Raw genomic sequence first — 17000 nt, forward strand, 5'->3', positions numbered from 1 at the left:
CAGGATCTAGGCTTGGTACCCGTGTTCGGACCCCAGGTACCCACCGTGACCGTGCCCGAGATCGCCGACGACACCTACCTGCTCGACGTCCGGGAGGACGACGAGTGGGCCGCCGGCCACGCCCCCGGCGCCCACCACCTGCCGATGATGGAGCTGCCCACCCGGCTCGCCGAGGTGCCCACCGACCGGGACGTGGCGGTCATCTGCCGGTCCGGCGGGCGCTCCGCCCAGGTCGTCGCCTACCTGATGCGCAACGGCTGGGACCAGGTGCGCAACGTCGCGGGCGGGATGGGTGAGTGGGCCGCCGCCGGCCGCCCGGTGATCGACGACAACGGGCAGCCGGGGTGGGTCCGCTAGGCGGACGGCATGGCCGAACCCCTGGTCTTCGCGCATCGCGGCGCGTCGTACGATCTGCCGGAGCACACCCTCGCCGCCTACCTGCGCGCCCTCGACGAGGGCGCGGACGGGCTGGAGTGCGACGTCCGGCTGACCCGGGACGGGCACCTGGTCTGCGTGCACGACCGGCGGCTGGATCGGACCAGCAACGGTCGCGGCCTGGTCAGCGCGCGTACCCTCGCCGAACTCGAGGCGCTGGACTTCGGCTCATGGCACCCGGGCTGCGTACCGGCCGACGGGGACGAGGTGCTCGACGAGTCGCACACCCGGCTGCTCACCCTGGAGCGGCTGCTCGACGCCGTCCTGGCCGCCGGCCGGCCGGTCCGGCTGCTGGTGGAGACCAAGCACCCCTCCCGGTACGGCGGCGACGTCGAGCGTCGGCTGGTCACCCTGCTGCGCCGGTACGGGCTCGCCGAGGCGAAACCGGACGATCCGGTGCAGGTGACCGTGATGTCGTTCTCCCCGCTGGCCGTACGCCGGATGCGGGAGCTCGCCCCGGCGCTGCCCACCGTGCTGCTGCTGGAGGTGCTGCCGCGCTGGCTGCGGCTGGGCCGGCTGCCGTTCGGCAGCCGGATCGCCGGCCCCGGGATCGGCCTGGTGCGGGCCCGCCCGCAGCTGGTCCCGGCGTTGCGCGCGGCCGGCAACCAGGTCTACGTCTGGACCGTCAACGAGCCGGCGGACCTGGACCTGGTGCTCGCCGCCGAGGTGGACGGGATCATCACCGACCGGCCGGCGCACACCCTGGCCCGGCTCGGTCGCCGACCACCACCGACCGCCGACCTCGGCCGGTGACCATCGGGTGCGGTCCGCCCGCCGGGCGCGGCGGTCGGTCCGGCCGGGGGTGTCCGAAAGCCGGACGGCGCGGCACACTCGGGGCATGCCGGAGCGCACCGACTACGCGGCCCTCATCGCCGGCCACCGGGTGGTCATCGAGATGATCAACTGTGGCGACGCCGGGCTGCCGGTCCTCACCCAGCTGCTCCGGGTCGCCCAACCCGCGCTCGGCGCGGCGGCCATGGCGTTCGTGGAGTTCGGGCCGGCCGGCGGCCGGGTGATCGCCGCGACCGGGGCCGCCGAGTGGACGGTGGGCCGGCCGTTGCCGGCCACCGACCCGGCCACCGTCTGCCTACTCTCCGGCCCCCGGGTGCAGCAGGTCCGGACGGACCAGCTCACCGGCCAGCTCACCGGCGAACTGGTCGCCCGCGGCCTGCACCGGATGGTGGTCGCCCGGGCCGAGATCGGCGGGCTCACCGTGGGCAGCCTGCACGCCCTCTACCCGGCCGGCGACGAGGACCCGGGCGCCGAGCAGCACGCCGTGGTCGCCTACCTCGCCTCCTGCATCGCGCACATGTACGGCGACCAGAGCGGACTGCCGGTGCACGGTGACGGGCCGGTGGTGGCCGCACTCGCGGACGGGCTGGCGGTGGTCGACCGGGAGGGGCACGTCCGGCTCTGGAACCCCGCCGCGGCCCAGGTGACCGGCCGGGCGGCCGACCAGGCCCTCAACCAGCCGCTGCCGTTCCCGCTGCCGCCGTCCGGCCAGGTGCTCGACCACCGGCTGCCGGACGGCCGGTGGCTGCGGATCACCTCGGGTGAGCTGGCCGGGCCGGCCGCCCTGCGGGTGGTCAGCTTCCGGGACATCACCGACCAGCAGCGCCGGCACCACGACCGGGACCTGTTCGTCGCGGTGACCAGCCACGAGCTGCGTACCCCGGTCACCGTCATCAAGGGGTACGCGGACACCCTCACCGACCACTGGGAGTCGCTCACCGACGCCGACCGGCGGCAGGCCGCCCGGGTGATCGGCCAGCGCGCCAACGAGCTGGCCCGACTGGTGGACCGGCTGCTCTCCTCCGCCGCCGAGCCCGGTCCGGGCGACGACCCGCCGGCCCCCTTCGACCTCGGCGACGCGCTCCGGGCCGCGGTCGCCGACCTGCCGGCCGAGCTGCGCCACCGGCTCGTCCTCGACCTGCCGGCCGACCTGCCCAAGGCGCTCGGCTACCGGCCCAGTCTGGCCACGGTGCTCACCGAACTGGCCACCAACGCGGGCAAGTACAGCCCGCCCGGGTCGCCGATCGAGGTCACCGCCGGCGCGGACGGACAGACCGTCTCGTTCCGGGTCGGCGACCGGGGCATCGGCATCCGGCCGGAGCACGTCGAGCGGGCGTTCGACCGGTTCTGGCAGGGCGAATCCGGCGACCGGCGGCGCTTTCCCGGCGCCGGGTTGGGTCTCTATCTCGTCCGCCGGATCGTTGAACAGCAGGATGGCTGGGTATTCCTCCGACCGAGGGCCGGTGGCGGTACGGTCGCTGAGGTGCGGCTGCCCCGCGGGTGACCGGCGGCGGCGAGGTGAGAAGGGGCGACGCGTGTCGACGGGAGCGGGCGAACGGGCGTGGTGCGTGGTGGTGCCGCACCACGCCAGCGGGGCGCGGCTGGCCCGGCGGCGGCTCGCCGAGGAACTGACCGAGGTGGTACCCGCCACCCTGCTGGCGGATCTGGTCGCGGTCCTGGCCGAACTGGTCGGCAACGCGGTCCGGCACGCCGACCCGCTGCCCGGCGGGGTGGTCCGGGTGGCCTGGCGGCTGCGGACGTCGGACGAGGGTCAGCGGATCACGCTGCGGGTGACCGACGGCGGCGCGACCGAGGGGCCGCGGATCCGGTCGGCCGACCCGGACGCGGCCGACGGCCGGGGTCTGCACATCGTCTCCGGCCTGGCCAGCCGCTGGGGCGTGGACCGCGACGGGCTGGGGCAGAGCGTCTGGGCCGAGTTCGAGCCGGTCGGCGCGGCCCGGTCGGACCTGGTCGCGGCCGGCTGATCGGGCACCGGAGGCGGGTCCTGCCCACGCCACCCGGTCGCGGGCTCTAGGCTGTCTCGCCGTGAGCAAGCGTCGAAAGAGCCAGCGGGCAGCCGAAGCCACCCCGAAGCGGGAGAAGGTGCGCGACGTCTTCGTGCCCCGCCCCTTCGAGGGGTTGACCGACGAGCCGGAGTGGATCGCCCTGCGCGAGCTGGTGCCGGCCGCCTCCGCCCCGCTGCGGCTCGTCCCCGAGCTGGTCGAGGAGTTCGGCGAGCGGCCGGTCACGCTGGCCACCGTGCTGCCGATGGCGGCTCCGGCGATGACGAAGCCCGACGGGCGGGTCTTCATCGGCCTCCAGCGCCACCAGCAGTCCGGTGACGTCTCCCGCGACCTGGCCGAGGCGCTGCTCTGCGCGCTGCGTACCGAGCCGGGTGGCCAGGTCGCGGTGCCGCCGCTGCCCGGCCCCGGCCCCCGGCTCCAGGACGTCCTGGTCGACGGTCCGCTGGAGATCACCATGCACGACGGGTTCGAGTTCTGGCTCGACCCGGGCGCCGGCGAGGACCCGACCGTGCAGGCGTCCCTGGAGCGGGCCAACGCCGCCGTCTACCCGACCGTGCGGCTGACCGCCGCCCGGGCCGCGTACTGGTGCCAGGTGCCGGAGAAGGCACACGTGCGCTGGGTGCTGCCGGACGACGAGGACGCCGCGCTCGACGCGCTGGCCCGGCTCGGCGCCGCCGGCACGCTGACCCTCGGCGAGGACACGAAGTTCGCCGGCATGTTCCGCGCGCACGGGCGGCTGGTGCCGGTCTGGGACCTGCCGGAGCAGACGCCGGCCGGCGAGTGGGAGGACCCGGTCGCCCAGTTCGCCAAGCGGTACGCCGAGGCGCTCGCCGACACCACCCCGCTGGACGCCGCCGGCCGCCGGTCCCGCCAGGGCCTGCTCGGCCGCCAACTCACCCTCCGCTGACCCCCCACCCCCACGCGCCGACCCCTGCGCGCGCCGCACCCGCCCCGCGCAGCGCCGACTCGTTCACGGAAAGAGTGTCTTCCGCGGCGAAACAGCCACTCCTTCGGTGAACGTGCGCAGGTCTTGGGGGCGTCAGCCGCGGAGGGGGTCGCGGACGAGGGGGCAGGACATGCAGCGGGGGCCGCCGCGGCCGGAGCCGAGTTCCGAACTGGCGATCGGGATCACCTCGATCCCGGCGCGCTCCAACTGCGCGTTGGTCTCCACGTTGCGCTCGTACCCGACGCAGAGCCGGGGAGCCAGGGCGAGGGTGTTGTTGCCGTCGTCCCACTGCTCGCGTTCCGCGGTGACCGGGTCCAGCCCGGTGTCGATCACCCGGAGCTGGTCCAGGTCCATCGCGTCGGCGGCGGCCCGCAGGAACGGCGCCGGGCCGTCCACCCGTGGATCCTCGCCGTCCGCGCCGGCGATCATGGTGTACGCCGAGAGCGTGTTCGCCACGTTCGGGTACATCAGCACGGCGTCCACGTCGACCATCGTGCAGACGGTGTCCAGGTGCATGGTGGCCCGCTCCTGGGCGATCGGCACCACCAGGATGGTGTGCGCCAGCCCGGCGGCGAAGACCTGCCGGGCGAGGCGCTCGGCGCCGGCCGGCGTGGTCCGCTCACCCACCCCGACCGCGAGCACGCCGGGCGCGAGCAGCAGCACGTCGCCGCCCTCCAGGTGCTCCAGGTGCGGGTGGTAGACGGCCTCGGTGCCGACGAAGCGCGGATGGTGGCGGTAGATGGCGTCGGTCAGCGTGGTCTCCCGGCGCCGGGCCGGCATGGCCAGGCTGGTCACCCCCACCCGGTCGCCGATCCAGAGCGACGAGTCGCGGGTGAAGAGCAGGTTCGGCAGCGGGTCGATGACGAAGTCGTGCCGGTCCATCAACGTGTAGACCAGGCCACCCGGCCGTTCCGGGCTGAGCCGCAGCTCCTCGTGGGCCAACCCGGCGATCAGCACGTCGGCCAGCGCCACCGGGTCGAGGTACGCGAGGTGGTCGGCGACCCGGGCCCGCAGGGTGTCGCCGAGCCGGGGCGAGCGGAGCACCTCCGCGGTCAACTCGGCCCGCGCCTCGTCCACGGCGAGCGTCTCGGCCAGCAGGTCGGCCAGGTAGAGCACCTCGACCCCGCGCCCGCGCAGCGCCGCCGCGAAGGCGTCGTGCTCCTCCTGCGCCCGCCCCACCCACGGGATCGCGTCGAACAGGAGCGAGTCGTTGTTGCGTGGGGTCAGCCGGGCGAGTTCCGGGCCGGGTCGGTGCAGCAGCACGGTGCCGAGCCGGCCGACCTCGCTGTCGACGTAGTGGGTCACTATCGCAGCGTAGGGCAGGGTTTGGCGGCATCCGAGAAAACAACTGTGAATGAATATGGCATTCATCCACAGTCATTCCGGCGCTCCAGCTTGCCGAGACCCGGGACTGGCAACGTAGGGTAGTGAGGACATAACTTCGAGGGACCTTTTGCCGGAGGTCGCGATGACTGTCTTTCCCGCTCGTCGAGCCGTACCCCCGACCCGGGCACTGCCGCCCGCGGCGGTGCCCCACCCCCGGGTGGAGTCGCCGGGGGTCCTCACACCGCCCCGTCCGTCCCCGTTGGAGTGGGCCCGCCGCCGGCGGGCGGAGCGGGGCGCGCGGCGGCTGGAGGCGGCCGGCGCGCGGGCCCTCGGTCAGCTCGACCACCTCGGGCCGGCCTGGCACGTCATCGAGTGGCCGCGCACCGACGTCGCCGACGTCCTGCTCGACCACGGCCAGGACGACCGGGCCGGCTTCCTGGCCATCGGTCCGAGCGGGCTGTTCGCGGTCACCATCGCCGACCACGGCCGGGCCCGGGTGCTGGTGGCCGGCGACGTGGTGCAGATCAACGGCAAGCGACCGCCCTACGTGGCCGAGGCCCGTCGGGACGCCAAGCGGGCCAGCAAGGCGCTCAGTACCGCGGTGGGGCACCCGATTCCGGTGACGCCGGTGCTGACCTTCGTCGGCTCCGGCGTCATCAGCGTCTACGGGCTGCCGAAGGACTGCCTCATGGCCACCCACCGCGAGCTGGACCGGCTGCTGGTGGCCGCGGGCAACCGGATCAGCCCGGCCACCGCCGAGAAGCTCTCCCGGGTCGCCCAGCACCCGAGCACCTGGTTGAACGGCACTTACCGTCCGGCGGCCGACTACCGGTGGTACGAGGAGGGCCGAACGGCCGCTGACAAGCCGGCCAACCGGCGGTAACGTCACCGGCGACGCCACGCGGCCCGGTCCGGTGTCGGCACCGTCGGTCGCGCCGTCGCCGGCCCGCCCGGCCAGGCATCGTTCACCACCGGCGGCCCGGTGACTCCCGCGCGGTCGGCGACGGCCGGGGTGACCGGCTAGCGTGGACAGACCGTCGGTGTACATAGGAGGCGCGGTGGCCCACGTCGAACTCTCGCTCTCGGAAGTCCTCGCACCCGCGGCCAGGACACCGACAGCGCAGGAGTCCGACAACTTCGGCCAGTGGTCGCTGACCGTGTCCCATGCTGACGAGCCCTGCCTGCTGATCGACGCCGAGACGAAGGTGGTCGCGGTCTCGGCCGCCGGGTGCGAACTGCTCTGCCTCGGTGCGCCCGAGGACGTGATCGGGCTGCCGCTACTCGGCGGCGGGCTCCGGCTGCTCGACTTCACGGCCAACCCGCGCGAGCTGACCGAGCAGGAGATCGACAAGATCCCACCGCTGCTCGCGCTCTCGTCCGGGCGGCTCGCCCGCGGCCTGCTCCGCGTCCAGGCGGCGTCGACCGGGGCACCGGACGCGACCGTCGACGCGATCTCCACCCCGGTGCTCACCGACGGGTCGGTCACCGGCTCGCTCACCTTCTTCTCCGAGGTCTGAGCAGCGGCCCGGTGTGGTGCTCGCCGCACGCGGCGAAGCTGGGGCCGACCCGCCACCAGGCCGTAGGGTGCCCTCATGCTCGATATCGCTCTGCTGCCGGGGGAGTACGCCGTGTGCCGGTTGGCCGCCGACTCCGCCCTGCCGCCGGGGCTGTCGGGCGGGCTGAGTGACGGCAACGTCGTCACGGTGACCTGGACGGCCGACGGCATCTCGTTGATCTGCCCCGCCGACCGGGTACCCGACCAGGCCGCCATCGAGACGGTCTGGCGGTGCCTGCGGGTGGTCGCACCGGTCGACCTCGCGGTCACCGGCACCCTCGCCGCGCTGGTGGATCCGCTCGCCGAGGCCCGGGTCAGCGCGCTGGCCTTCTCCAGCTACGACACCGACTACCTGCTCGTCCCGGCGGTCCGCCTCGGCGCGGCGACCAGCGCGCTGGAGCGGGCCGGGCACCGCGTCCTGCGCTGAACCGCGACCGCCGCTTCACCGCGCCGGCCGATCCTCCTACGATGGGCTCGGCCACCCCCGGCCGCGACGACGACCACCGATGTTTGAGGTCACCCCGTGCCGTCCACCCCGCCCCGCCGCGCCCCGCACGGAGCGCACCGCCCTGTCCGGCTGCCGGCACCGGGCCGGTGGCCGGCGGTGGTCGTCGCGCTGGTCGCCGGGGTGCTCGCCGGCTGCGGCACCCCACCGGAGCTGCGTACCACCTCACCCGGGCCGGCGAGCACGCCGAGCCGGACGGCCGCCCCGACGCCGACCGGCACCGCACCGCCCCCGGTCGGCCCGACCGGGCTGCCTGGGCTCGGCACGCCCACCCCGACGGCCGACGCCGGACTGGTCGCGGTGGCCTGCTCGTCCGGGCCGACCGGCGCGCGGGTGATCGACCTGGTGCGCGGCCGGGGCGGGGTGCTCCCCCGGGACGTGCGGGTCCGGGTGGTCAGCGGACCGCTCTGCGCCGCCGAGTGGCAGTACACGGTGCTCGACGTGACCGGCCACGAGCAGCTCCAGGTGGTCACCCGGGGTTCGGGAAGCGCCCCGCGGCTGGTCACCGCCGGCACCGACGTGTGCACGGTGGAGGTGCGGGCGGCCAGCCCGCCCGGGATCCGGAACCTGGCCTGCGAGGGCGGCACGCTCGGCGTACCGGGTGCGTAGGCTGGTCGCCATGCCGGGTACACCGCCGACGCGCTTCGTCTACCTCGGGCCGGAGGGCACCTTCGCCGAGCAGGCGCTGCGCACCGTCCCCGCCGCCGAGCGCGGCACCCGTACGCCCGCTCGCAGCGTCGGGGAGGCGCTGGAGAGCGTACGGGCCGGTGAGGCGGACGCCGCCCTGGTGCCGCTGGAGAACTCGATCGGCGGCGCGGTGGGAGTGACCCTGGACGAGCTGGCCGAGGGGGAGCCGCTGGTGATCACCCGCGAGGTGATCCTGCCGGTGGAGTTCGTCCTCGGTGCCCGGGCCGGCACGTCGCTGACCTCGGTGCGGACCGTCGCCGCCCATCCGCAGGCGTCCACCCAGTGCCGGGGTTGGCTCCGGGCGCACCTGCCCGACGCGGTGGTGGTCGACGTGCTCTCCAACGGCGCCGCCGCGGCCGGTGCCGCGACCGGCGACTACGACGCGGCGATCTGCGCCCCGATCGGGGCCGCCCGGCACCGGCTGGCCGTGCTGGCCGACAAGATCGCCGACCACCCGGACGCGGTGACCCGGTTCGCGCTGGTCTCCCGCCCCGGCCCGCCCCCGCCGCCGACCGGTGACGACGTCACCTCGCTGGCCGTCTACATCGCCCACGACCGGGTCGGCGCGCTGCTGTCGGTGCTGATGGAGCTGGCCGTCCGCGGGGTCAACCTGACCCGCATCGAGTCCCGGCCGACCGGCGAGGCGCTGGGCCGGTACGTCTTCTTCCTCGACTGCACCGGGCACGTCGCCGACGTCCGGCTCGGTGAGGCGTTGCAGGGGCTCCGGCGGGTCTGCGCCGACGTGCGCTTCCTCGGCTCGTACCCCCGGCACCGCTGGGCCGGGCCGGCGGGTGAGCGGCCGGTCCCGGCCCCCGCTGGGCTCTCCGACACCGACTACGCGGACGCCGCGGCGTGGCTGGCCCGGCTGCGGGCCGGCGAGCTGAGCTGAGTCCGGGGCGCCCCACCGGAGTGGCAGGACGCCCCGGACGGGTCAGCTCAGCAGGCCGCCGAGCAGGCCGCCCTGCTGCTCCTGGGCGCCGCTGCCCATGATCGGGGGCTCCTCGGACGGCTGCACCACCACGAAGCCCTGACCGGCGAAGGTCATCGTGAACGCCTCGCCGGTACGCCGGCCGAGCAGCGTGCCGAGGCCGAGCTGCTCGGCGCGGTGGTAGCCGGTCTGCAGGTTGGCCGACCAGCAGACCGCCGCCTGCGGGTCGACGTAGGTGGGGGCGTCCACGTTCAGCACCACCGGGGTGCCCTTGGTGGTGATGGCGATCCGGCCGTGGCCGGTGAAGACGCAGTTGAAGAGGCCGGACGAGGAGGCCATGCCGGCGCCCTGGACCATCCGGATGTCGTACTGGAGGGTCGAGTCGAAGGCCAGCACGCTGGAGCCGTTGATGGAGAGCGCGTCGCCCGGTTCGAGGTCGATGACGTGCACGTCCTTGGCGAAGTCGGCGAGGAAGACGTCACCGCGGCCGGTGAGCTTCATCAGCGGCACGCCCTCGCCGGTGAGCTTCTGCTTGAGGAACTTGCCGAGCCCGCCCGAGCCGAGCGCCTGGAACTGCACCTGCCCCTGGTAGGCGACCATCGACCCGACCCGGGCCATCGCCTCACCGTTGAGCTCGATCTTCAACATCTTGGAGTTCTGCAGCCGCATGCCGGGCTGCGCGGACTCCTTCTCCAGGTTCTCCGCTGAGAACAGCTCGCTGCGCATGGAAATGCCTCCTGAGGTCGTGATGCCTGCCTGCGAAGGTAGGTCAGACCCGCAACCGGCGGTATCGGCCGGTCAGGGACCGCCGGCCAACCCCGGCCGCCGGTCCCGGCGGCCCTCAGGCCCAGCCCAGCTCGTGCAACCGCTCGTCGTCGATGCCGAAGTGGTGCGCGATCTCGTGCACCACGGTCACCGCGACCTCGTCGATCACGTCGTCGTCGGTGTCGCAGATGCGCAGGATCGGGTGGCGGTAGATCAGGATGCGGTCCGGCAGCACCCCGGCGTAGTCCCAGCCCCGCTCGGTGAGGGCGTGCCCCTCGTAGAGGCCGAGCAGTTCCTCGTCACCGGGCGGCGGGTCGTCCTCGACCAGGATGACCACGTTGCTCATCAGGCCGAGCAGCTCCTCGGGGACCTCGTCGAGGGCGTCGCCGACCAGTTCCTCGAAGCGTTCGCGGCTCATCTCCACCGGCACCCGCCCATTCTGCCCGACCGGCAGCGCACCGCGGCACCGCCAAGATCGGGCGGGGCCGAAAAGAGTGGCCATCCGGCGCCGGATGGCCACTCTTCGCGCGGAGAGGTCAGGAGGTGAGGCGGGCGGTGAGGGTGATCTCGGCGCCCGGCGACAGCAGGCGGGAGATCGGGCAGTTCGCCTTGGCCGCCTCGGCGAGCTTCTGGAACTCGCTGTCGTCGATGCCGGGGACCTGACCGACGGTGTCCAGCTCGATCCGGGTCACGGTCATCCCGGCGTCGGTCTTGTCCAGGTGGACCTTGGCGGTGGTCTCCACCGAGGTCGGCGTCGAGCCGGCGTCGGCGAGCGCCTTGGAGAAGGCCATCGAGAAGCAGCCGGCGTGGGCGGCGCCGATCAGCTCCTCGGGGTTGGTGCCCTCACCCTCCTCGAAACGCGACTTGAAGGAGTAGTTCCCCTCGAGTCCGCCCTTGCCGGTGCGGACGGTGCCGGACCCCTCGGTGAGGTTGCCCTGCCAACGTGCGGAAGCGGTACGGATAGGCATGCACCGACGCTAGCCGAAACCGGTGCCCCCCTGCGACCGTTCGCGATCCACGTCCCACCCTGCCGGCTGTGTCATGATTCGGCTCAGGCCCGCGAACGCGGAAGGGTGAGGCGATGTCCCAGGATCTCCCCATCCCACGACAGGAAGACCGGTCCGACGACGGTACGGCCGTCGTGGAGTGGGGCGCGCCGGAGCCGGCCCCGGCGGCGGGCCGGTTCGGTCGGCTGCTCGCCGGCCTCGCTGCGGACCGCAGGCTGCCCCCGCTGCTGGCCGCGCTCGGCGCGGTGGCCGCCGTGGCGTCGCTGCTCGGCGAGTGGCTGGTGATGACCCTGCCCAACGGCGGCCCAGAGGGGAACACCTCGATCCGGGTGCCCGGCGGGGTGTCCGACGTGGGCGGCTTCGGGGTCGGCTATTTGGTCGGGCTGCTCGCGCTGGCCAGCGCGGTGGGGCTCGCGCTGCGCGGCACCCCCGCCGTCCGGACGAACGCCCGGATCGCCGGGCTGACCCTGGCCGGGGCGCTGCTCGCCCTGCTGGCCGCGACGGCCGCCACGCTCGACGACACCAGCCAGCGCACCCTCTTCTACTCGACCGAGGACGGCTTCCGGGTCGAGTACGGGCGGGGCCTGGTGATGGCGTTCGTCGCCTGCGCGCTGCTCGCCGCGGCGCTCAAACTGGCCCCGGCCGGCGCGGCGCCGCCGCGCGACGCGGCGGACGAGGAGCCCGCCGGGCCGGTGCGCCGCCGACGCCGCTCGGGCCACGCGACGGAGGCGGACGAACTGCCCCCGCCCGCCGACCTCACCGTGGGGCCGGCGATCCCGTTCGCCCGCCCCGAACCGCCGATCTGACCGGCCGGCGGGCCGCCGGGCTCACGGCTTCGCCCAGCGGATCTCGCCGTCCACCACCACCTCGGTGGCGCGTAGCCCGAGCCGCTCGGCGACCCGGGCGGAGGCTCGATGGTCGGGGTGCACGTGCGCGAGCAGCGCCTGTACGCCGTGCCCCTCCAGCCAGCCGACCATGCCGGCGGTGGCTTCGCCGGCGTAGCCGCGACCCTGCTGCGGGGCGGCGATCACCCAGGCCAGCTCGGCCACCGGCCGGTCGCCGTCGAGCCGGAGGGTGGCCTGCACGGTGCCGACCGCCGCGCCGGTGTCCCGGTGCCGGACCACCCAGTTCAGCCAGCCCTGGCTGCCGTCGGGTGAGCGCCCGGTGACCTGCCGCCGGTACCGCTCGCGCAGCTCGTCGGGGGTCGCCGGCCGGCCACCGATGTACTCGTGCAGCACCGGGTCGTTGAGGAGCGGGGCCAGCTCCGCGGCGTGGTCGACCCGGAGCGGCTCCAGCACCAGCCGTTCGGTGCCGATGACCTCCGCCGTCGGCCAGTCCCGCTCTGCCATCCGGTAACCGTACGACCGCCGCGGCGGGCCGCCGGGGCGGGGCGCGGAACGTCACCCGGGGTGTGCCGTCCGTTGGCATCCGATTCGCCGGGAAGCCATGGTTGCGGCCGGTTCCGCGAGGTACGGTTGCTGCCCGCCGTCGGAAGGGTCGAGGCACGTCACGACCTCGACGGCTGGCTGCGACGGCGGCGGGCGAAGGAGGAACGATGACCCGCCCGGGACTGCCCAAGCTGATCGCCACCGATCTCGACGGGACGCTGGTCCGCAGCGACGACACCGTCTCCGCGTACACCCACGAGGTGCTCGACCGGGTGCGGGCCGCCGGGATCCCGGTGGTCGGCGCCACCGGCCGCGGCCCCCGGCTGACCGAGCTGACCCGTAACGACATCCGGGCCGCGGACTTCCTGGTGATGGCCGGCGGCGGCCGGGTGGTGGACCAGAGCGATCCGGCCGGTCCGGTGGTGCTGCGCGACGAGCGGCTCGCCGGGGAGGTGCTGGCCCGACTGCTGGCCGAGCTGGAGGCGGCGGTGGGGCCGCTGACCGTGATGGTGGAGGCGTCGGACGAGCACGACGCGCCGCTCTGGGGCGACTACCACCCGAGCTGGCCCTACCAGGACGCGTTCGAGGCGCGCAGCCGCGCGGAATGCCTCTCCGGCGACGTGATCAAGGCGTTCGTCCGGACCGCCGACCACCACGTCGACGAACTGCTCGCGCGGGCGCGACGGATCGTGCCGCCGGAGGTGGCGACGCTCACCCAGGCCGGGCTCGGTTTCGTCGAGATCTGCCCGCCCGGGGTGGACAAGTCCACCGGGCTCGCCGTGGTGGCGCAGGCCCTGGGGGTGGACCCGGCCGAGGTGCTGGTCTTCGGGGACATGCCCAACGACCTGCCGATGTTCGAGTGGGCCGGCTGGGCCCGGGTGGCGGTGTCGAACGCCCATCCGGCGGTCCGGTCGGCCGCTGACGAGATCACCCTGCGCAACGACGACGACGGGGTGGCGGTGTACCTCGATCGGCTACTGTCCCGCTGATGGCAGAGACACCCCGGCTGATCGCCACCGACATCGACGGCACCCTGCTGGCCGACGACCGGACGGTGAGTCCACGCACGGCGGCGGCGCTGGCCCGGATCACCGCCGGGGGCACGCCCGTCGTGCTGGTCACCGGCCGTCCCATCCGCTGGCTCGAGCTGGTGTACGACCAGCTCGCCGAGCCGCTGCCAGCGATCTGCGCCAACGGCGCGGTGGTCTACGACCCGGTCGCCGACAAGGTGCTCCGGGCCGACCCGCTCGACCCGCATCTGCTCGCCGAGGTGGCCCGCCGGCTGCGGGCCGAGGTGCCCGGGGTGAGCTTCGCGGTGGAGATCGTGGACAGCCGGCAGATGCGGCACGAGGCGCACTACCCGCTGCGCTGGGACGCCGACCTCGACGCGATCCGGGCGGTCGAGACGCCCGAGGAGCTGCTCGCCGCCCCGGCGGTGAAGCTGCTGGCGCGCGCCGGGGAGCAGGACCCGGACGCGTTCCTGGCGCTCGTCGCCGGGGCGTTGGAGGGGTTGGCCGAGGCCACCCACTCGTCGTACTCGGGGCTGGTGGAGATCTCCGCGGCCGGGGTGACGAAGGCGGCCGGGCTGGCCTGGTACTGCGCCCGGCTCGGCATCGACGCCCGGGACGTGCTGGCCTTCGGCGACATGCCCAACGACGTGCCGATGCTGACCTGGGCCGGCCGTGGGGTGGCGGTGGCCAACGCGCACCGCGCCGTCCTGGAGATCGCCGACGAGGTCACCTCGGCGAACTCCGCGGACGGCGTGGCGGCGTACCTGGAGCAGGTCTTCGGGGTCGGCTGAGCCGGTCGGCGGCCGTCAGAGGTACTGGCCGGTGCTGTGCCCGTCGTTGCCCTGCGGCTGACCCATCCCCGGCATGCCGGGAACCATTCCGCCGGGGCCGCTGGGCAGCGCCTGCCGGCCGGAGCGCATCTGCTCCAGCTGGACCCGGGCCGCCATCTGCTGGGCGACCAGGGCCGCCTGGATGCCGTGGAACAGGCCCTCCAGCCAGCCGACCAGCTGGGCGTGCGCGATGCGCAGCTCACCCTCGCTCGGCGTCTGCTCCTCGGTGAAGGGCAGCGAGATCCGCTCCAGCTCCTCGCGCAGCTCCGGGGCGAGGCCCTCCTTGAGCTCGACGATGGAGCGCTCGTGGATCTCCCGCATCCGGTTGCGGCTGGCGTCGTCCAGCGGAGCCGCCTTGACCTCCTCCAGCAGCTGCTTGATCATGCTGCCGATCCGCATCACCTTGGCCGGCTGCTCGACCAGCCGGGTCGGGTCCTCGCCCTGTCCCTCCTCGGTCTGCACGGTGCCGACCGGCCGGCCGTCCGGGCCGACCACCACCACGGTGCCGGCGTGGCCGGCGTCGCCGGGACCCGGTTCCTCGTTCTGTCCAGAGCGCGCTTCGGTCATGGGATCCATCTTTACCCAGCCGACCCCGCCGGTGCTCGCCGGGACCGGGTCGCCGGCCGGGAACCACCCGGGCGGGCGCGCTACCGTCTCGCCATGCCCGCCGACCCCCGCGCCGTCCTGACCCGTCCGGCACCGGCGCCGGACCACACCGTCGCCTACGGCGAGCACCCCGACCAGCTCGCCGACCTGCGCCGCCCGGCCGGCGGCGGGCCGGCCCGGCCGCTCGTGGTGGTGGTGCACGGCGGCTTCTGGCGGGCCGAGTACGACCGGAGTCACACCGGTCCGCTGGCCGCCGCGCTGGCCGCGCAGGGTCACCCGGTGGCCCAACTGGAGTACCGGCGGACCGGTCAGCCCGGCGGTGGCTGGCCGGGGACGCTCTCCGACGTGGCGGCCGGCGTGGCGGCGCTGCCCCGGCTGGCGGCCGACGCCATGCCCGGCCTCGTCGGCGCCGGGGCGCCGATCCTGGTCGGCCACTCGGCCGGCGGCCACCTGGCGCTGTACGCGGCGGCCACCGTCCCGGCCGCGGTCGGCGGCGTGCTGGCCCTGGCCCCGGTCAGCGATCTGGCCGAGGCGTACCGGCTGGACCTGGACGGCGGCGCGGTGGCCGCGCTGCTCGGCGGCGGCCCGGCGGAGTTCCCGGACCGGTACGCGGCGGCCGACCCGCGGTCCGCGGTACCGCTTCAAACACGCACAGTAGTCGTGCACGGCACGCTGGATGAGCAGGTTCCGGTGGCGATGAGCCGGAGTTTCGTCGCCGCCAGCCGGGCGGCAAGGGGCGACATCCGCCTGGTCGAGCTGCCAGAATGCGAACACTTCGGGCTCATCGACCCGGAGTCGTCGGCCTGGCCCGAGATAACAACCGCTTTCCGAAGCTTGCGCGAAGATCACTAAGCATTGACGCAGCGTCGCCAAGCAGGTAGAACGCCGAGGGGGCGCTGATCAGCGCTGCAACGCTCCCGGAAGGAACTCGGTGTCGCAGATGAACCGCAGGCGGGCACTACAACTGCTGACCGCCCTGGGTACCGCCGGATTCGCAGCCGGATGTGGCTCGGATTCGGAGGGCGAACCGGTCACCACCGCAAGCCCGATCAAGATCGGCCTGGTCGCGCCGCAAACCGGCAGCCTCAAGGCGATCGGTGTCGAGATCGTCAGGGGTTTCGAGCTCTTCCTGGACCTCAACGAACAGCGCCTCGGCGACCACCCGGTCACCCTGCTGACCGCCGACGAGGGCGACTCGCCCGCGAGCGGCAAGAAGGCCGTCGAGGACCTGCTCAAGGAGGGCGTGCTCGCCCTCACCGGCGTGGTCGACTCGGAGGTCATGGCGGGGATCCGGGACACCGTCGAGCAGGCCCGGGTGCCCCTGGTGGGCTCCAACGCCTCGCCGACCAGCCTGCAGAGCGTCGTCTACATCTGGCGTACGTCGTACGTGCTGGACGAGGCGGGCCGGGCCCTCGGCCGTTACCTGAAGGACGAGCTGAAGCCGACCGACAAGCTGGCCATCATCGTGCCGGACGACGTCGGCGGCCGGGACGTGGTGCGCGGCTTCCGGGAGGAGTTCGGCGGCTCCGACCAGCGGATCAAGGACCCGGTGATCTGGACGTCGGCGAAGGCGGACCCGAGCAAGTCGGAATACGCCAGCGACATCCGGGCCGCGCTCAGCCGGAAGCCGGCGGCGCTGTTCTGCCACTTCTCCGGGCCGGCGGCGGTCGAGTTCATCCGGCAGGTGCGCCAGGCCGGCTTCAAGGGGACGATCTACGCGCCCGGCTTCCTCACCGAGGGCACGGTGCTCGACGAGATCAAGCCCAAGCAGTACGCGCTGGGCATCCGGACCGCGCTGAACTACTCGGCCGACATCAACAACGCGGCCAACCGCCGGTTCGCCGCCGCGTACCGGAAGAAGCACAACCAGTCCCCCACCACCTACGCGATGGCCTCGTACGACGCCGCGCAGGTGCTGGACCAGGCCATCCGGTTCGCCGGGGGGGAGCCCACCCCGCAGCAGGTCAATCTGGCCCTCGGCAAGATCGGCCAGATCGACAGCCCGCGCGGAACCTGGCAGTTCAACCAGCCGCGCACCCCGCAGCAGAAGTGGTACCTGCGCGAGGTGCAGAACGACGGCCAGGTGCTCTCCAACATCCTGATCAACGAGCTGGCCACGCTCGGCTGAGCGGCCCCCTGCACGCGCCGGGGCCGGCCTCCCGAACGGGAGGCCGGCCCCGGGTCGTACCGGCCGGT

At 74.0% G+C, this 17000-nt stretch carries 21 protein-coding genes; 15 read left to right on the top strand and 6 right to left on the bottom strand.

Annotated elements, in window-relative coordinates:
* Positions 1-21: 21 nt before the first annotated feature.
* The 5 genes from GA0070609_RS28275 (at position 22) to GA0070609_RS28295 (ending at position 4158) form a co-directional block, all read left to right on the top strand.
* Positions 22-357, top strand: a complete 336-nt coding sequence (locus tag GA0070609_RS28275) for a rhodanese-like domain-containing protein (protein ID WP_088996608.1) — start codon at positions 22-24, stop codon at positions 355-357.
* A 9-nt stretch (positions 358-366) separates the two neighbouring features.
* Positions 367-1188: a glycerophosphodiester phosphodiesterase gene (locus GA0070609_RS28280; protein ID WP_088996609.1), complete on the top strand. Its 822-nt coding sequence runs from the start codon at positions 367-369 to the stop codon at positions 1186-1188.
* An 85-nt stretch (positions 1189-1273) separates the two neighbouring features.
* Positions 1274-2731, top strand: a complete 1458-nt coding sequence (locus GA0070609_RS28285) for a sensor histidine kinase (protein ID WP_088996610.1) — start codon at positions 1274-1276, stop codon at positions 2729-2731.
* Positions 2732-2795: 64 nt separating this feature from the next.
* Positions 2796-3212, top strand: coding sequence for an ATP-binding protein (locus tag GA0070609_RS28290; RefSeq protein WP_231928930.1), 417 nt, complete (start codon positions 2796-2798; stop codon positions 3210-3212).
* Positions 3213-3273: 61 nt separating this feature from the next.
* Complete coding sequence (locus tag GA0070609_RS28295) at positions 3274-4158, top strand: DUF5926 family protein (protein WP_088996612.1); 885 nt, start codon at positions 3274-3276, stop codon at positions 4156-4158.
* 132 nt (positions 4159-4290) lie between these two features.
* Here GA0070609_RS28295 and GA0070609_RS28300 read toward each other — a convergent pair whose 3' ends face one another.
* Positions 4291-5505: an arginine deiminase gene (locus tag GA0070609_RS28300; RefSeq protein ID WP_088998015.1), complete on the bottom strand. Its 1215-nt coding sequence runs from the start codon at positions 5503-5505 to the stop codon at positions 4291-4293.
* 160 nt (positions 5506-5665) lie between these two features.
* On the opposite strand from GA0070609_RS28300, the gene GA0070609_RS28305 reads away from it, so the two are divergent.
* The 5 genes from GA0070609_RS28305 (at position 5666) to pheA (ending at position 9159) form a co-directional block, all read left to right on the top strand.
* A complete protein-coding gene (locus GA0070609_RS28305) occupies positions 5666-6406 on the top strand; it encodes a hypothetical protein (RefSeq protein ID WP_088996613.1) in 741 nt (246 codons plus the stop codon).
* Between the two features lie 175 nt (positions 6407-6581).
* The gene (locus tag GA0070609_RS28310) at positions 6582-7040 is read left to right on the top strand and encodes a hypothetical protein (protein ID WP_088996614.1); all 459 of its coding nucleotides are present in this window, start codon (positions 6582-6584) and stop codon (positions 7038-7040) included.
* 75 nt (positions 7041-7115) lie between these two features.
* On the top strand, positions 7116-7505 hold the full coding sequence (locus tag GA0070609_RS28315) for an ACT domain-containing protein (protein ID WP_088996615.1): 390 nt from the start codon (positions 7116-7118) through the stop codon (positions 7503-7505).
* Positions 7506-7655: 150 nt separating this feature from the next.
* Complete coding sequence (locus tag GA0070609_RS28320) at positions 7656-8192, top strand: hypothetical protein (protein WP_088998016.1); 537 nt, start codon at positions 7656-7658, stop codon at positions 8190-8192.
* A gap of 10 nt (positions 8193-8202) precedes the next feature.
* On the top strand, positions 8203-9159 hold the full coding sequence (gene pheA, locus GA0070609_RS28325; protein WP_088996616.1) for a prephenate dehydratase: 957 nt from the start codon (positions 8203-8205) through the stop codon (positions 9157-9159).
* A 42-nt stretch (positions 9160-9201) separates the two neighbouring features.
* Here pheA and GA0070609_RS28330 read toward each other — a convergent pair whose 3' ends face one another.
* From GA0070609_RS28330 to GA0070609_RS28340, 3 genes are all read right to left on the bottom strand, one after another.
* Entirely contained in the window at positions 9202-9924 is a 723-nt protein-coding gene (locus tag GA0070609_RS28330) for an AIM24 family protein (protein ID WP_088996617.1), read from the bottom strand.
* Positions 9925-10039: 115 nt separating this feature from the next.
* Positions 10040-10387, bottom strand: a complete 348-nt coding sequence (locus GA0070609_RS28335; protein ID WP_172899559.1) for a metallopeptidase family protein — start codon at positions 10385-10387, stop codon at positions 10040-10042.
* 112 nt (positions 10388-10499) lie between these two features.
* Entirely contained in the window at positions 10500-10931 is a 432-nt protein-coding gene (locus GA0070609_RS28340) for an OsmC family protein (RefSeq protein WP_088996618.1), read from the bottom strand.
* Between the two features lie 113 nt (positions 10932-11044).
* Between GA0070609_RS28340 and GA0070609_RS28345 the strand changes: the two genes are divergently transcribed.
* Positions 11045-11776 (top strand): hypothetical protein, encoded by a 732-nt coding sequence (locus tag GA0070609_RS28345; RefSeq protein ID WP_088996619.1) that lies wholly within the window; start codon positions 11045-11047, stop codon positions 11774-11776.
* Between the two features lie 21 nt (positions 11777-11797).
* Here the strand turns inward: GA0070609_RS28345 and GA0070609_RS28350 are convergent, their stop codons facing one another.
* A complete protein-coding gene (locus GA0070609_RS28350) occupies positions 11798-12319 on the bottom strand; it encodes a GNAT family N-acetyltransferase (RefSeq protein WP_088996620.1) in 522 nt (173 codons plus the stop codon).
* Positions 12320-12525: 206 nt separating this feature from the next.
* On the opposite strand from GA0070609_RS28350, the gene GA0070609_RS28355 reads away from it, so the two are divergent.
* Together GA0070609_RS28355 and GA0070609_RS28360 are read left to right on the top strand one after the other, a co-directional pair.
* Positions 12526-13347, top strand: coding sequence for an HAD family hydrolase (locus GA0070609_RS28355; RefSeq protein WP_088996621.1), 822 nt, complete (start codon positions 12526-12528; stop codon positions 13345-13347).
* Positions 13347-14159, top strand: a complete 813-nt coding sequence (locus GA0070609_RS28360) for an HAD family hydrolase (RefSeq protein WP_088996622.1) — start codon at positions 13347-13349, stop codon at positions 14157-14159. The genes GA0070609_RS28355 and GA0070609_RS28360 overlap by 1 nt, the downstream gene beginning before the upstream one ends.
* 15 nt (positions 14160-14174) lie before the next feature.
* Here the strand turns inward: GA0070609_RS28360 and GA0070609_RS28365 are convergent, their stop codons facing one another.
* On the bottom strand, positions 14175-14774 hold the full coding sequence (locus GA0070609_RS28365) for a bacterial proteasome activator family protein (protein ID WP_088996623.1): 600 nt from the start codon (positions 14772-14774) through the stop codon (positions 14175-14177).
* Between the two features lie 84 nt (positions 14775-14858).
* Here GA0070609_RS28365 and GA0070609_RS28370 point away from each other — a divergent pair, with 84 nt between their 5' ends.
* A complete protein-coding gene (locus GA0070609_RS28370; protein WP_088996624.1) occupies positions 14859-15656 on the top strand; it encodes an alpha/beta hydrolase family protein in 798 nt (265 codons plus the stop codon).
* A gap of 79 nt (positions 15657-15735) precedes the next feature.
* Positions 15736-16932, top strand: coding sequence for an ABC transporter substrate-binding protein (locus GA0070609_RS28375; RefSeq protein ID WP_088996625.1), 1197 nt, complete (start codon positions 15736-15738; stop codon positions 16930-16932).
* The last annotated feature ends 68 nt before the right edge of the window (positions 16933-17000 follow it).

Source organism: Micromonospora echinaurantiaca (assembly GCF_900090235.1).
GTDB lineage: Bacteria > Actinomycetota > Actinomycetes > Mycobacteriales > Micromonosporaceae > Micromonospora > Micromonospora echinaurantiaca.

What these genes read in the sequence shown, in the direction of transcription:
- GA0070609_RS28280 (WP_088996609.1), top strand. Translation starts at nt 367, where the DNA reads ATGGCCGAACCCCTGGTCTTCGCGCATCGCGGCGCGTCGTACGATCTG.
- GA0070609_RS28285 (WP_088996610.1), top strand. Translation starts at nt 1,274, where the DNA reads ATGCCGGAGCGCACCGACTACGCGGCCCTCATCGCCGGCCACCGGGTG.
- GA0070609_RS28305 (WP_088996613.1), top strand. Translation starts at nt 5,666, where the DNA reads ATGACTGTCTTTCCCGCTCGTCGAGCCGTACCCCCGACCCGGGCACTG.
- GA0070609_RS28315 (WP_088996615.1), top strand. Translation starts at nt 7,116, where the DNA reads ATGCTCGATATCGCTCTGCTGCCGGGGGAGTACGCCGTGTGCCGGTTG.
- pheA (WP_088996616.1), top strand. Translation starts at nt 8,203, where the DNA reads ATGCCGGGTACACCGCCGACGCGCTTCGTCTACCTCGGGCCGGAGGGC.
- GA0070609_RS28330 (WP_088996617.1), bottom strand. Translation starts at nt 9,924, where the DNA reads ATGCGCAGCGAGCTGTTCTCAGCGGAGAACCTGGAGAAGGAGTCCGCG.
- GA0070609_RS28340 (WP_088996618.1), bottom strand. Translation starts at nt 10,931, where the DNA reads ATGCCTATCCGTACCGCTTCCGCACGTTGGCAGGGCAACCTCACCGAG.
- GA0070609_RS28345 (WP_088996619.1), top strand. Translation starts at nt 11,045, where the DNA reads ATGTCCCAGGATCTCCCCATCCCACGACAGGAAGACCGGTCCGACGAC.
- GA0070609_RS28350 (WP_088996620.1), bottom strand. Translation starts at nt 12,319, where the DNA reads ATGGCAGAGCGGGACTGGCCGACGGCGGAGGTCATCGGCACCGAACGG.
- GA0070609_RS28355 (WP_088996621.1), top strand. Translation starts at nt 12,526, where the DNA reads ATGACCCGCCCGGGACTGCCCAAGCTGATCGCCACCGATCTCGACGGG.
- GA0070609_RS28360 (WP_088996622.1), top strand. Translation starts at nt 13,347, where the DNA reads ATGGCAGAGACACCCCGGCTGATCGCCACCGACATCGACGGCACCCTG.
- GA0070609_RS28365 (WP_088996623.1), bottom strand. Translation starts at nt 14,774, where the DNA reads ATGGATCCCATGACCGAAGCGCGCTCTGGACAGAACGAGGAACCGGGT.
- GA0070609_RS28370 (WP_088996624.1), top strand. Translation starts at nt 14,859, where the DNA reads ATGCCCGCCGACCCCCGCGCCGTCCTGACCCGTCCGGCACCGGCGCCG.